The sequence below is a fragment of the Gordonia zhaorongruii genome (genome assembly GCF_007559005.1).
GTDB lineage: Bacteria > Actinomycetota > Actinomycetes > Mycobacteriales > Mycobacteriaceae > Gordonia > Gordonia zhaorongruii.
This window is the reverse complement of record NZ_CP041763.1, coordinates 1,869,938-1,884,170: the sequence shown is the minus strand read 5'-3', so window position 1 is coordinate 1,884,170 and position 14,233 is coordinate 1,869,938. Positions and strand designations below refer to the sequence as shown.

The window sequence follows — 14,233 nt, the reverse complement described above, 5'->3', positions numbered from 1 at the left end:
ACGTCCCGGACGGTCTCGCACACTCGAATCCCCATCGGAGAAGGAGCCAGAATGGCACTGCCCGCAGAGCTCGCGGCACAGCTCAAGCGCGGTGACGATGGCCTGTTCGCGGCCATCGCGCAGGAACGCGCGACCGGCATCGTGCTGATGATGGCGTGGATGGACGACGAGGCGCTCGAGCGCACGCTCGCCACCCGGAAGGCCACGTACTACTCGAGGTCCCGCGAACAGTACTGGGTGAAGGGCGAGACCAGCGGTCACACGCAGTACGTCCACGATGTCCGCATCGACTGTGACGGCGACACTCTGCTGCTCACCGTCGACCAGGAGGGGGCAGCCTGCCACACCGGGAATCACAGCTGTTTCGACACCCCGCCGCTCGAATTCACCGATGCGGCCGACCGCACCGACGACGAAGGACGCTGACATGCCGTTGATCCAGATCTCGCAGACCGCCGGTCTGTCGGATGTCGTGAAGCGCGAGACGATCGCCTCCGTGACGGAGGCCTACGCGAAGGCGACGGGCAAGAATCCCGACTCGGTGTGGGTGACGATCACCGAAGTGCCCCGCAGTCAGTGGGGCGTCGGCGGGGAACCGCTCGGATGAGCATGCACACGACGTCGCTCGACGAATTCCGGACCCTGGCGGCCGAGCACCGGGTGGTTCCGGTGACGCGCAAGGTCCTCGCCGACTCCGAGACGCCGCTGTCGGTGTACCGGAAGCTCGCGGGCGATAGGGACGGCACCTTCCTGCTCGAATCCGCGCCCAACGGCCAGTCGTGGTCGCGGTGGTCGTTCATCGGCTCCGGCTCGTCCGCGCTCACCGTGGTCGACGACGCCGCGCGGTGGTGGGGAGCAGTCCCCGCCGGTGCTCCCGCGGGCGGGGACCCGTTGGCGGCGCTGGCCGAATCCCTGCGGTTGCTGGAGACCGAGGCGTTCGACGGTCTGCCGCCGCTCACCGGCGGGTTCGTCGGATTCATGGCGTACGACTTCGTCCGCCGGCTGGAGCGGTTGCCGTCGTCGACCGTCGACGATCTCGGGCTGCCGGACATGTTCTGGTTGCTGGTGACAGAGCTCGCGGCCTTCGATCACCACGAGGGCGCCATCACGCTGATCGCCAACGCGGTCAACTGGGACGGTTCCGATGAGCGTGTGGACGAGGCCTACGACGACGCAGTACGCCGGCTCGACGAGATGACCGAGGCGCTGGCCGCTCCGGCCGCGTCGACGGTGTCGACGTTCGACCGGCCGGCGCCCCAGTACACCTCGCAGCGCACGCTGGACGAGTACCGAGAGATCGTCGGCGACGTGGTCGAGGCGATCGAGGCGGGCGAGGCGTTCCAGGTGGTGCCGTCCCAGCGATTCGAGATCGACACCGATGCCGACCCGCTCGACGTGTACCGGGTGCTGCGCGCATCCAATCCGAGTCCGTACATGTACCTGTTCCGCATCCCCGGAGTGGGCCGCGAGCCGTTCCAGGTCGTCGGATCGTCGCCGGAGGCACTCGTGACCGTCGCAGACGGCACGGCGACGACCCACCCCATCGCGGGCACCCGTTGGCGCGGCGAGACCGAGTCCGAGGACCAACTCCTCGCCAAGGGGCTGCTGGAGGACGAGAAGGAGAACTCCGAGCATCTGATGCTCGTGGATCTGGGCCGCAACGACCTGGGGCGCGTCTGCGAGCCGGGCACGGTGGAAGTCACCGACTACCGTCGCGTGGAGCGATACAGCCACGTGATGCACCTGGTGTCGACGGTGTCCGGTCAGCTCCGTGACGACAAGCACGCGCTCGACGCCGTCACCGCGTGCTTCCCGGCGGGCACGCTCTCCGGTGCGCCCAAGGTGCGGGCCATGGAGATCATCGAACAGCATGAACTGACCCGGCGCGGCACGTACGGCGGGATCGTCGGATACCTCGACTTCGCAGGCGACGCGGACACCGCGATCGCCATCCGCACCGCGCTGCTGTCGGGCGGCAAGGCGTACGTTCAGGCCGGTGGCGGTGTGGTCGCCGACAGTGACGCCGAGTACGAGTTCAACGAGGCACGCAACAAGGCGACCGCAGTGCTCAATGCGGTCGCGGCGGCAGGCACCGTGACCCGAGTCAGCGGAGAGGACCTGGCATGACCGACGCAGACGAGAGATCACCCCGCGGGGACCAGCCGGAGTCGGCCGCACCCCGGCAATCGGCGGGCAGACGCAGGCAGGCGCTGGCGGGCATCCTGCTGGTGCTCGCCGCTATCGCGTTGTGGGCGTCGTCCCGCATGCGGTGGGCGGAGGTGGTCGCGGAGGACGGCCTCGGTACCCCGCGCAGCTTCGACGTGCTCGGCTCGGACTGGAGCCCGTGGCTCGTCGCGGTGGCGCTGCTCTTCGTGGCGGGGATCGTCGCGCAGATCGCCGTTCGCGGATGGATGCTGCGGCTCGTAGCCCTCGTCCTGGCAGTGGCCGCCGTTCTGTCGCTGGTTCCCCCTATCTCGCTGATCAGCAACGGCGAGAACAACATCTTCGCCGCCGAGGCCATCGATCTGGATCCGAAGTACGACATCTCGGCGATCCTCACGTACACCGCTCCCTCGTACATCCTGATCGCCGGCGCAGTGTGCGCCGCCGTCGCGGCCGTCCTCATGATGCGCGGTGCATCGGCCGGTGGGATGTCGTCGAAGTACACCTCGCCTGCGGCCCGGCGCGAAGAACTCGAGAAGAAGGTCTTCGCGGAACGCGAACGCGCCGCTCGCGGTGAAGACGTCGACGCCGACGGAAACGAACGTCTCATGTGGGACTCGCTCGACAACGGCGTCGATCCCACCGCAGATCGGGACTGACGCAGCCGGGGTCAGCAGGCGGGGTTGTCAGGCGGCGTGGCTTTCGGCACGGTGGAGTCATGAGCGATCGAACGAGTGTCACAGTCGAGCGAGTCATCGAAGCCCCGGTAGCCGACGTCTTCGACGTGCTGAGCAACCCGGAGCGTCACCGGAAGCTGGACGGGTCCGGATTCGTCCGCAGTGTCGACCACGCCGACCGGATCCAGCAGGTCGGCGAAGTGTTCACCATGAACATGGAGGGTCCCCACATGGGCGGGGAGTACCAGACCGACAACCATGTGACGGGATACGCCGCGGACAAGCTCCTCGCCTGGCAGACCGCACCCGCAGGTGTCGAGCCTCCCGGCTGGGAGTGGGTCTGGGAACTCGAGTCGCAGGGGCCGGACAGCACGCTGGTCCGGCACACCTACGACTGGTCGAAGGTCACGGACAAGGGGCTCCTCGAGAAGCTCAAGTTCCCGCTCGTCACCGAAGAGCAGCTCGAGAACACGCTGGCCACGCTGGCGGCCGAAGCCGCCACCGACTGAGTCGGTCCGGAACCGAGTCGATCACGGACCACTCGCCCTGCTCTTACGTCCACCCCGAACTGCCGATGCGGGGAGGCCTTGCCTAGTCTGGACGTACCGCGCGAGAAAGGGGCGTCCAGTGAGTAGCCAGTCAGTGCTTGATTCGATCATCGACGGCGTCAAAGCTGACCTCGCTGCGCGCGAAGCCGTTCTCGACCTGGCTGCGGTCAAGGAACTCGTGAAGAAGGCTCCCGAACCGCGCGACGCCACCGCAGCTCTTCGCCAGTCGGACATCGGGGTGATCGCGGAGGTCAAGAGGTCGAGCCCGTCCAAGGGGCAGCTCTCCAACATCGTCGACCCCGCCGAACTGGCGCAGGCCTACGAGGCCGGGGGAGCCCGCGTCATCAGCGTGCTCACCGAGGAGCGCCGGTTCAAGGGATCACTCGCCGATCTGGACGCAGTGCGCGCCGTCGTCGACATCCCGATCCTCCGCAAGGACTTCGTCGTCGGTCCGTATCAGATCCACGAGGCTCGGGCGCACGGTGCCGACGTGGTACTCCTCATCGTCGCCGCACTCGAACAGTCGGTGCTGACCTCGCTCATCGATCGGGTCGAGTCGCTCGGTATGACGGCGCTCGTCGAGGTGCACACGGCAGAGGAAGCGGACCGCGCACTCGAAGCGGGTGCAACCGTCGTCGGGGTGAACGCCCGCAACCTCAAGACCCTCGAAGTGGATCGAGACACCTTCTCGAGCATCGCGCCGGGCCTGCCGTCGAATGTGGTGCGCGTCGCCGAGTCCGGCGTCCGAGGCACCGCCGATCTGCTCGCGTACGCCGGAGCCGGAGCCGATGCGGTTCTGGTCGGCGAGGGGCTCGTGACGTCGGGCGATCCGCGGGCGGCCGTCGCCGATCTGGTGACCGCAGGCTCACACCCGTCGTGCCCCAAACCGTCGCGCTGACCCGGAATCGGTTTGCCGTCGGCCGAACTCGATGAGGATACTGGAATCGTGACCGATCGAAGCTCCCCAGACCATTCGCCCGTCCCTCCGGCAGCGGACTTCCCGAAGGCCAGCGACGGCGTCGCGAACATCGCGCCGATCGGTCCGGACGAGACGGGGCACTGGGGTCTCTTCGGCGGCAGGCACGTCCCCGAGGCCCTGATGGCGGTGATCGAGGAGGTCACCGCGACTTACGAGAAGCTGCGTGCCGATCAGGGATTCCTGGACGAACTCGACCGGCTGCAGCGCGACTACGCGGGTCGCCCGTCGCCCCTGTACGAGGCGACCCGCATGAGCGAGGCTGCAGGCGGCGCACGCCTGTTCCTCAAACGCGAGGACCTGAACCACACCGGCTCGCACAAGATCAACAACGTGCTCGGCCAGGCACTGCTCGCCCAGCGGATGGGCAAGACACGCGTCATCGCCGAGACCGGTGCGGGCCAGCACGGCGTCGCCACCGCGACCGCGTGTGCGCTCCTCGGCCTCGACTGCCTCATCTACATGGGGCGCGTCGACACCGAGCGGCAGTCGCTGAACGTCGCGCGGATGCAACTGCTCGGTGCGACGGTCGTCGCGGTCGAATCCGGATCGGCGACCCTGAAGGATGCGATCAACGAAGCACTCCGCGACTGGGTGACCAACGCGGACGACACCTACTACTGCTTCGGCACCGCGGCCGGACCGCACCCGTTCCCCATGCTGGTACGCGATTTCCAGCGGATCATCGGCATGGAGTCCCGTCGGCAGATCCTGGACAAGACCGGTGCGCTGCCCGATGCCGTCACGGCGTGCGTCGGCGGCGGCTCGAACGCCATCGGCATCTTCCACCCGTTCATCGACGACGACGGGGTCCGCCTCGTCGGCTACGAAGCTGCGGGCGACGGCGTCGACACCGGGCGGCACGCCGCGACGTTCACCGGGGGAACGCCCGGAGCGTTCCAAGGCGCCTACTCCTACCTGCTGCAGGACGAGGACGGTCAGACCATCGAGTCGCATTCGATCTCCGCGGGCCTGGACTACCCGGGTGTGGGTCCCGAACACGCGCATCTGCGCGAGATCGGGCGTGCCGAGTACCTGCCGATCACCGACACGGAGGCGATGGACGCGCTGTCGGCGCTGTCCCGCCTGGAGGGCATCATTCCGGCGGTCGAATCGGCGCACGCCGTCGCCGGTGCGCTCAAGCTGGGACGGGAACTCGGTGAGGGTGCGGTCATCGTGGTGAACCTGTCCGGTCGCGGCGACAAGGACATGGACACCGCGATGGAATGGTTCGGACTGGGCGGGCGACCGCCATCGGAGACCGAGTACGCCGCCATGCTCGCCGAGAAGGCGTCAGCTACGACCGCAGGGGACGACAAGTGACTACCGCGCAGCACACCGCGCCCGCCTCGCGCCTGGGTCAGACATTCGCCGCGAGCCGCGCCGAGGACCGCAGCGCACTCATCGGCTACTTCCCGGTCGGCTATCCGGACGTCGAGACCTCGATCGAGACGGTGCAGACCATGGTGTCGGCCGGCTGCGACATCGTCGAGCTCGGCATCCCGTACTCCGACCCGGTGATGGATGGTCCGACGATCGCGAAGGCCGCGGTGCACGCGCTCGAGAACGGTTCGCGGGTACGCGACGTGTTCGCCGCAGCCGAAGCAGTCGCCTCGGCAGGGGCGGCGCCCGTGGTCATGAGCTACTGGAACCTCATCCTCAAGTACGGAGTGGACGCGTTCGCCCGGGACCTCGCGTCGGCCGGCGGAGTCGGTGTCATCACCCCGAACCTGATCCCCGAAGAGGGCGCGCAGTGGCACGACGCCTCTGACGCCCACGACCTCGACCGGATCTACCTCGTGGCCCCGTCGTCGTCGCCGGAGCGGATCGCGATGACCGTCGACGCGTGCCGCGGGTTCGTCTACGCGACCTCGACCATGGGCGTGACCGGTGCGCGGGCGACGGTCTCGAACGCGGCGCCGGAGCTGTGCTCCCGGGTCCGCGAGTACTCCGACATTCCGATCGGTGTGGGACTGGGCGTGCGAAGCGGCGATCAAGCCGCCGAGATCGGCGCGTACGCGGACGGGGTGATCGTCGGATCGGCGATCGTCTCCGCCGTCGACGACGGTCAGGCAGCAGTGGCCTCCCTGGTCGGCGAACTCGCTCAGGGAGTGCGCCGTTCGCGCGGGTGAGTAGTGCATTAGTGTGGCAGTCGTGACTGCCGGAGAAGTCCTCGCATATATTCCGAGTCCCTCGCAGGGCGTGTGGCACCTCGGACCGTTCCCGCTCCGCGCCTACGCGTTGTGCATCATCCTCGGCATCGTCGTCGCCGTCTGGTGGGGCGACCGCCGCTGGCAGGCCCGCGGCGGGCGGCCGGGAGACGTGCTCGACGTCGGACTGATCGCGGTGCCGTTCGGGCTGGTCGGCGGGCGCATCTATCACGTCATGACCGACTGGTGGCGGTACTTCGGCGAGAACGGCAAGGGTCTCGGCGCCGTCTTCCAGGTGTGGGACGGCGGTCTCGGCATCTGGGGCGCTGTCGCATTCGGCGCGGTCGGCGCCTGGCTCGGCTGCCGCTGGAAGGGCATCAAGCTGCCTTCGTTCGGCGACGCGATCGCTCCGGCGATACTTCTCGCACAAGCGATCGGCAGGCTCGGCAACTACTTCAACCAGGAGCTGTACGGGCGGCCGACCACGGTGCCCTGGGGACTGGAACTCTACGAGCGCGTCAACCCGGATACCGGGCGACGCGGTATCGCGGTGATCGACGGGACATCCAACGGCACCGTTCTCGAGGTCGTCCACCCGACGTTCCTGTACGAACTCGTGTGGAGCGTGCTGATCGTTGGACTCCTGGTGGTGCTGGACCGGAAGTTCCGGCTCGGCCACGGGCGGCTCTTCGCGCTCTATGTCGCCGGTTACTGCGTCGGGCGATTCATCGTGGAACTCATGCGCAGCGACGAGGCGACCCACATCCTCGGCCTCCGGGTGAACGTGATCGTCGCAGCCCTCGTGTTCGTGTGCGCCGCGCTCTACGTGGTGATGGCACCGCGCGGTCGCGAGACCGGACTGTCGATGTACTGGCCCTACCGTGCCGAGCAGTTGGCGGACGAGGGCGAAGTCGGATATGTGCCCGAGTATGACGACGACTCTTCTGGGTACGAGGAGTTCGCCGAGTACGACGAGTCTTCTGAGGACGATGACTTCTCCGAGTACGGACCGAGCGACCAGGACGATGATCGCGGTACCGACGGCGATGATTCCACCGGAGCTGGAATCGGAGCCGGCGCCGTCGCGGCCACCGCCGGTGTCGCGGGAGCGGGCGCAACCGCTGCCGCAGTCGCGGGGGACGATGACGAGGACACCGACGATCACACCGACGAGGACACGGTCACCGACGAGGACACGGTCACCGACGAGGACCGTGACGCCGAGGTGTCGCACCCGGACGCACCCGTCGAGAGCGCAGCAGAGTCGACGGACGACGCCGAGGCGGCATCCGAGGCCGAGGCTGAGACTGAGGTTGAGTCTGACGGTGACGAGGCCGATAGTGACGAAATGCTCTCCGACGAGCCGGCAGAGCCTGCGCCCGAGGACGGCCTCGAAGACGGCGAAGAGTCGGAAGCCGGCGGAGAATCGGCAAGAGTCGATGAACCGGAAGCAGGCGCGGTACCGGAGGAGGAGACGCCGGAGCCGGAGTTCGAGGTCGCCGAATCTGCCGACACCTTGTTCGCGCCTGATGTGCCTGCCGCCGGATACTCCGTCGAATCGGAGGATCACGGGTACGACGAGTTGACCGTCGTCGAAGAGTCGCAGGCAGGGGAGGCCGGTTCGATCGAAATCCGCGAAACGGCAGGCGATTCGGCGAATGCGGACGATCCGGTCGACGCGGATGGCGCAGCCGACGGCGCAGACTCGGCCGAGACCGACACCCTCTGAGACGGTGTCGCATCGCTGAAGCACGGTGCGTTCGGGGAAAAGCGAGTGAACTGTCTTTCATACCCGTCAGTAGGTTCGATGGGGCGGGGCAGTAGCGGCTAGCCTTGGGGCGTGACTCGTCGAACTAAGATCGTTTGCACCCTGGGCCCTGCTACCAACACCGAGGAAGGGATCGTCGCACTCGTCGAGTGCGGCATGAACGTCGCCCGACTCAACTTCAGTCATGGCGCCCACGACGACCACCGCGATGTATACCGCGCGGTGCGTGCGGCGAGTGAGCGGACGGGCAAACCCGTCGGCGTCCTCGCCGATCTGCAGGGGCCGAAGATCCGCCTCGGCAAGTTCGAGGACAACGGCCGCCCCAACGGTGCGGTCGACTGGAACACCGGTGACGAGGTGCGGATCACCGTCGAGGACGTCCTCGGCGCAGGCAATCGGGTGTCCACGACGTACAAACGTCTCGCCGCGGATGCGAAGCCGGGCGACCGCCTCCTGGTCGATGACGGCAAGGTGGGGCTCACGGTGGACCGGATCGACGGCGACGACGTGGTCTGCGTCGTCACCGAGGGCGGCACGGTCAGCAACAACAAGGGCCTGTCGATGCCGGGAATGAACATCTCGGTGCCTGCCATGTCGGAGAAGGACGTCGAGGACCTGGAGTTCGCGCTCGAGCTCGGGGTCGATCTGATCGCGTTGTCGTTCGTGCGCAGCCCCGCCGACATCGAACTCGTCCACGAGATCATGGACCGGGTGGGACGCCGGGTGCCGGTCATCGCGAAGCTCGAGAAGCCGGAGGCGATCGACAACCTCGAGGCTGTCATCCTGGCCTTCGACGCCATCATGGTGGCGCGCGGCGATCTCGGTGTCGAGATGCCGCTCGAACAGGTGCCGCTGGTGCAGAAGCGGGCGATTCAGATGGCGCGGGAGAACGCCAAGTCGGTGATCGTCGCGACCCAGATGCTCGACTCGATGATCGAGAACTCGCGACCGACCCGCGCCGAGGCCTCCGACGTCGCGAACGCAGTGCTCGACGGTGCTGATGCCGTCATGCTGTCGGGTGAGACGTCGGTCGGAAAGTTCCCGCACGAGACAGTCCGCACGATGGCCCGCATCGTCTCTGCTGCGGAGGGCGGCAGCCGCGAGGTGCCCCCGCTCAAGCACATGCCGAGGACTCGGCGCGGCGTCGTCACATACGCGGCGCGCGACATCGCCGAGCGACTGAACGTCGATGCGATCATCGCGTTCACCGAGACCGGCGACACCGTGCGCCGGGTGGCGCGTCTGCATTCGCGTGTGCCGCTGCATGCGTTCACCGCCACCGAATCGACCCGTAATCAGCTGGCGGTCAGTTGGGGCGTGGAGCCCAATCTGGTGACCCGGATGAACAACACCGACGACATGATCACTCAGGTCGACGAGGTACTGGTCAAGAGCGGGCGTTTGAAGGAGGGCGACGTAGTCGTCATCATCGCCGGCGCACCCGCGTACGTGGTCGGTTCCACCAACTTCGTGCACGTTCACCGGATCGGCGAACAGGACCACTGATCTGCGTCGCATAGGGTGGTGAACCATGAGCACCGACACCTCGTCGCAATCGGACGACCTGCGCACGCTTCTCGACCTGCTCGATGTGGAGCGAGCAGGTGACGATCTGTTCATCGGTCAGCACCCCGACAAGGTGATGCCCCGTACGTTCGGCGGCCAGTTGCTGGGGCAGGGCGTGGTGGCAGCGGGGCGGACCCTTACCCGCGGTGATCCGCCCGTGCACGCGATGCACGCGCACTTCATCCGCGGGGGTGATGTCAGCAAGCCGCTGGAATACCACGTCGATCGTTTTCGCGAGAGCAAGGCGTTCGCGAACCGCCAGGTCACCGCCATGCAGGACGGCGAGGTCATCTTCACGATGCTCGTGGCGTTCCAGAACAACAAGGTAGGTCTCGAGCATGCCGTCGACATCCCGGAGGTGGCCTATCCGGAGGAACTGCCGCCGGTCTCCGACCACTTCGTCGGGTATGAGGACAAGATCGAGCAGTTCGTCAACGCGCTGCACCCGATCGACATCCGGTTCGCCAACGCGCCCACCTGGAAGATGAAGGGCACCGGCGAACAGCTGAATCACAATCGGGCCTGGATGAAGACCGACGGACCCATGCCGGACGACCCCTTGCTGCACATCGGGGCGATGGCGTACTCCTCGGACACCACGGTGCTCGACTCCATCATCACGACGCACGGACTGTCGTGGGGACTGGACCGGCTGTTCGCGGCGACGGTGAATCACTCGATGTGGTTCCACCGCGAGTTCCGGTTTGACGAGTGGATGCTGTACGCGACGGAGTCGCCGGTCGCCGCAGGCTCGCGGGGCATCGGGTCCGGCCGGTTCTTCACCCGCGACGGTGTCCTGTGCACCTCGGTGGTGCAGGAAGCGCTGATCAAGCACTTCCCGCCCAAGAAGTGAACCGTGAGGACATGAGCATCGAGTCGGGGAGCAGTACGTGACGCATCCGCCGCAGGCCGACATCCGCTTCCACCTGCCTGCCGGTCCACCTGTCCGGCAGGCGACGTGGCGACGTCGGTACCGATGGCCGATCCGAATCGGCAGCATCGTGGTGGTGCTGGTCCTGGCCGCACTGGCGATCACCGCCCTGGTCGTCGGGGCCGATGAACGGTCACAGATCACTGCTCGCGGCGCTGTCACAGTCGACTGCGGTACCCGGGCGGCAACCGGAACCATTCCGGTGTCGTTCGGCGACCAGGTGCAGATCTTCGATGCCGAAGCGCCCGATGGTCCGCTGGCGTCGACGCGACTGAATGAGCTGCGCAAGCTCGGCGGCGACACTTGTCTCGCCGCGTTCGTCGTCGAGGATCTCGCAGTGGTCGATGTCTACGTCGTGCGCATCGGTGACGATTACCGGAAACTGGTTCCGGCGGGCGCACTCGTCAGCGGTTACCTGTTCGAGTGACGCCGTTCGTCGTCGCACTCACCGGAGCGGCCGAGACACCGGCACGTTGACCCAACTCGGGTGCGCCGGGTCGATCTCGATGTACTGCGGGCGCAGTTGCGAGGACCACAGTTCCGGTCCCAGGGGCACGGACTTCGCGAAGTTGAACGAGTACAGGTCGACGCGCAGCCGGTCGCCGGGGCGAAGCTTGGCCTGAGTCGCGGTCATGGGGATGTCGATCGACATGCTCTTCCCCGGTTTCACCGGGTGGTACTCGTCGATCGCCAGACTCGGGATCGCATCGGTCAGGTCGCCGTTGGGGCCGTACGAGCTCCGCTTCTCGTCGATATCGCGCAAGGACACCACCAGTTGTCCCATGGACACCGTGGTGGACCGTCCGTCGGGGGACACGACGTTCACCGTCGCATGCCAGTAGCCGTCGGTCGCCTGGAGCCGCTGTCGCAGATGGACGACCGGTGTGCCACTGACCCGGGTCGTCGCTTTGACCGGCTTCGATGTGAAGGTCTGGGCGGCTACCTCCGAGAAGCGCGAGTCCTTGCCGCAGAAGTCGAACAGGGCGGTGATGCCGGTGGTGGCCTGTGCGCCGTCGCGGCTGCACAGCGTCGACAGTCCCGGCTTGACCACCCGCGTCGCGCGGCTGCGAGGCTTGTGCGCCGACAGCGATCCGTCGCCTGCGACCGGGGTGTCGGGTGTGTGCGACGGTCGGCCGGTCAGATACTGGCGTCGATGTTCGTAACCCGGGAGCGGGTAGGTCGGTCCTTGCACGAACCAGCCGTTCGGCTCGGACGACAGGGTCGCGGGGGAGTACCGGTCGATGCCGTTGTCGATGCCCTTGAGCCACTTGTCGTACCAGGCCCGTGCGAGGACGTCGAGTCGGGGCGGGTAGCCGCGCTGACCGAAGTTGGATCCGGACGTGATGTGGTATCCGTCGTCCATGATCAGCTTCCGCTGCGAGTCCGGAAGCTTGGTCAGACCCTTGAGGAGCCGGGACTCGCTGAAGGTGAACAGATCGTTCCACCCGCCGATCGCGAATGTGGGGGTGGTGATCTTCGAGGTGTCGGTGTGCAGCGACGTCCGTCTGGCAGATCCGTCGACGACGAGATCGCGGGTGGTGCCGTGGAGATCCTTCGGCGTGCGCGTGGTGAGCGCCTCGATCATCACATCGAAGTAAGTGAGTGGATCCTTGACCCGATCGCCCAGCCATTTCCAGTCGAAGGTGCCGTTGAGCATCGATGCCACGTTCGGGATCATCTTGGTGCCGTTGACCAGGACCAGCCACGGCAGGAGGAATCCGAAACCGACGCCGCCGCCCGGAGCGATCACGTCCTGGACGAGGTTGTTACCCGGGACGATCGGGAAGATCGCACCGAGTTCGCCGGGGGCATCGGCGGCCGCCTGCATCTGGTTGATCGCCGAATACGAGACGCCGGCCATGCCGACCTTGTCGTTCGCCCACGACTGCTTCTTCACCCAGTCGATCACCTCGATGGTGTCGCGCCGTTCGCGCTCACCGAACACCTGCCAGGTGCCTTGGGAGAAACCTGTTCCGCGCACGTCGACGACCAGCATGTTGTATCCGCTTTTGATCAACTTCGGATCGTAGGAGAACGTGTTGATCAGGCCGCCGCGCAGAGCGCCCATCAACTCGTTGTACCCGGACAGGAACGTGCCCTGCAGATTGATCGAGTTGAGCAGTTCTATCAGCTGCGGCATCAAGGCGGGATAGTTCATCACCTCGCTGGCAAGCGCGGCCACCATCTTGGTGTACGGCGTCATGTTCACGATCGTGGGGAGTTCCTTGCTCACCGGCCGCCCCGACCGATCGGTGGGACGAATCAGGTTGCCTTTCAGAACCGTGCCGTCGCTCATCGTGACGGGGACGTCGGGTGTCACCTTGTAGCCCGAGTACTTCTGCGGGCCGTCCTGTGTGCGCGTCCACTTCGCGCCGAGCGCGCCGTACACTGCGGCGTTCGCGTCGCCCGAGGTAGCAGGCACAACAGCCGCGCCGGCGAGGACGGTCAGCGTTGCGACGAGGGCGACGAACAGTTTCCGGACCATCCGGCGTGACGCAGCGAGCACGTGAAGAGAACCTTTCCCGGGAGCAGATGCTGCGCCGATCGCGCAACGATTCTGTGACCCTACTCTCAGGTAGATATCAGAAATAGCCGAATCACAATTTGTGCCGAACCCGACTGGGTTTCTCCCTCCGTGGGTCCCGTACACTCGTACTTCGCACTGACCCGCCGGCCCCGGTGGCGAAATTGGCAGACGCGCCGCACTCAAAATGCGGTCTCTAACGAGGTGCCGGTTCGAGTCCGGCCCGGGGCACATACAGCTGACCGACTCCACGGAGAGCGAGAGCACCGAGATGGCAGACGCACCCCCCGCACAGCACGCGAGTCGGGTGGTCGTAGCCGAGGACGATTCGCTGATCCGTCTCGACCTCACCGAGATGCTCAGGGAAGAGGGCTACGAGGTCGTCGGGGAGGCCCCCAACGGTCAGATCGCGGTGGACCTCACCGAGCAGCTCGCGCCCGACCTGGTGATCATGGACATCAAGATGCCGGTGCGGGACGGGATCGATGCGGCGAGCGAGATCGCGCGCAAGCGGCTGGCTCCGGTCGTGATGCTCACCGCGTTCAGTCAACGGGAGTTCGTGGAGAAGGCGCGCGACGCAGGTGCGATGGCGTACCTGGTGAAGCCGTTCACCCAAGCCGATCTGGTACCTGCTATCGAGGTCGCGCTCAGCCGGTACCGCGAGCTGAAGGTGCTCGAGTCGGAGATCGCCGACATGTCCGAGCGGTTCGAGACCCGGAAGCTGATCGAGCAGGCGAAAGGCCTGCTGATGGCCAAGCAGGAACTCACCGAACCCGATGCGTTCCGGTGGATCCAGCGCAACGCGATGGATCGTCGCGTCACCATGAAGGCGGTCGCCGAGATCGTCGTCGACACGCTCGGGAGTTGAGAAGTTCGGTCCGGCACCGCCGGGGCACGCCGAGCGTCGGACCCGATCACTAGACTCACTGA

General features: G+C 66.5%; 14 protein-coding genes and 1 tRNA gene. 14 read left to right on the top strand and 1 reads right to left on the bottom strand.

Annotated elements, in window-relative coordinates; genetic code table 11:
• The first annotated feature begins 51 nt into the window (after nucleotides 1–51).
• From hisI to FO044_RS08645, 12 genes are all read left to right on the top strand, one after another.
• A complete protein-coding gene (gene hisI / locus FO044_RS08700) occupies nucleotides 52–426 on the top strand; it encodes a phosphoribosyl-AMP cyclohydrolase (protein ID WP_132991507.1) in 375 nt (124 codons plus the stop codon).
• Nucleotide 427: 1 nt separating this feature from the next.
• Nucleotides 428–607: a tautomerase family protein gene (locus tag FO044_RS08695; protein WP_132991506.1), complete on the top strand. Its 180-nt coding sequence runs from the start codon at nucleotides 428–430 to the stop codon at nucleotides 605–607.
• Nucleotides 604–2,127, top strand: a complete 1,524-nt coding sequence (locus tag FO044_RS08690; protein ID WP_143965491.1) for an anthranilate synthase component I — start codon at nucleotides 604–606, stop codon at nucleotides 2,125–2,127. The genes FO044_RS08695 and FO044_RS08690 overlap by 4 nt, the downstream gene beginning before the upstream one ends.
• Entirely contained in the window at nucleotides 2,124–2,822 is a 699-nt protein-coding gene (locus FO044_RS08685; RefSeq protein WP_132991504.1) for a TIGR02234 family membrane protein, read from the top strand. The genes FO044_RS08690 and FO044_RS08685 overlap by 4 nt, the downstream gene beginning before the upstream one ends.
• A gap of 59 nt (nucleotides 2,823–2,881) precedes the next feature.
• Entirely contained in the window at nucleotides 2,882–3,349 is a 468-nt protein-coding gene (locus FO044_RS08680; protein ID WP_132991503.1) for an SRPBCC family protein, read from the top strand.
• Nucleotides 3,350–3,467: 118 nt separating this feature from the next.
• Nucleotides 3,468–4,286: an indole-3-glycerol phosphate synthase TrpC gene (gene trpC / locus FO044_RS08675; RefSeq protein ID WP_132991502.1), complete on the top strand. Its 819-nt coding sequence runs from the start codon at nucleotides 3,468–3,470 to the stop codon at nucleotides 4,284–4,286.
• Nucleotides 4,287–4,334: 48 nt separating this feature from the next.
• Nucleotides 4,335–5,687, top strand: a complete 1,353-nt coding sequence (trpB, locus tag FO044_RS08670) for a tryptophan synthase subunit beta (protein WP_143965490.1) — start codon at nucleotides 4,335–4,337, stop codon at nucleotides 5,685–5,687.
• Nucleotides 5,684–6,496 carry a tryptophan synthase subunit alpha gene (trpA, locus tag FO044_RS08665; RefSeq protein WP_235831279.1) on the top strand — a complete coding sequence of 271 codons (813 nt, stop codon included), beginning with the start codon at nucleotides 5,684–5,686 and terminating at the stop codon, nucleotides 6,494–6,496. Before trpB ends, trpA begins: the two co-directional genes overlap by 4 nt.
• Nucleotides 6,497–6,509: 13 nt before the next feature.
• On the top strand, nucleotides 6,510–8,243 hold the full coding sequence (gene lgt, locus FO044_RS08660; protein ID WP_425323580.1) for a prolipoprotein diacylglyceryl transferase: 1,734 nt from the start codon (nucleotides 6,510–6,512) through the stop codon (nucleotides 8,241–8,243).
• A 111-nt stretch (nucleotides 8,244–8,354) separates the two neighbouring features.
• Nucleotides 8,355–9,788, top strand: coding sequence for a pyruvate kinase (gene pyk / locus FO044_RS08655; RefSeq protein ID WP_132991498.1), 1,434 nt, complete (start codon nucleotides 8,355–8,357; stop codon nucleotides 9,786–9,788).
• A gap of 25 nt (nucleotides 9,789–9,813) precedes the next feature.
• Nucleotides 9,814–10,701: an acyl-CoA thioesterase gene (locus FO044_RS08650; protein WP_132991497.1), complete on the top strand. Its 888-nt coding sequence runs from the start codon at nucleotides 9,814–9,816 to the stop codon at nucleotides 10,699–10,701.
• 37 nt (nucleotides 10,702–10,738) lie between these two features.
• Nucleotides 10,739–11,206, top strand: a complete 468-nt coding sequence (locus tag FO044_RS08645; protein ID WP_143965488.1) for a hypothetical protein — start codon at nucleotides 10,739–10,741, stop codon at nucleotides 11,204–11,206.
• A gap of 18 nt (nucleotides 11,207–11,224) precedes the next feature.
• Here FO044_RS08645 and FO044_RS08640 read toward each other — a convergent pair whose 3' ends face one another.
• The gene (locus FO044_RS08640; RefSeq protein ID WP_132993256.1) at nucleotides 11,225–13,264 is read right to left on the bottom strand and encodes a CocE/NonD family hydrolase; all 2,040 of its coding nucleotides are present in this window, start codon (nucleotides 13,262–13,264) and stop codon (nucleotides 11,225–11,227) included.
• Between the two features lie 188 nt (nucleotides 13,265–13,452).
• Here FO044_RS08640 and FO044_RS08635 point away from each other — a divergent pair.
• Nucleotides 13,453–13,534: transfer RNA gene (locus tag FO044_RS08635), tRNA-Leu, on the top strand.
• A gap of 40 nt (nucleotides 13,535–13,574) precedes the next feature.
• Nucleotides 13,575–14,171, top strand: a complete 597-nt coding sequence (locus tag FO044_RS08630) for an ANTAR domain-containing response regulator (RefSeq protein WP_132991495.1) — start codon at nucleotides 13,575–13,577, stop codon at nucleotides 14,169–14,171.
• Nucleotides 14,172–14,233: the final 62 nt, after the last annotated feature.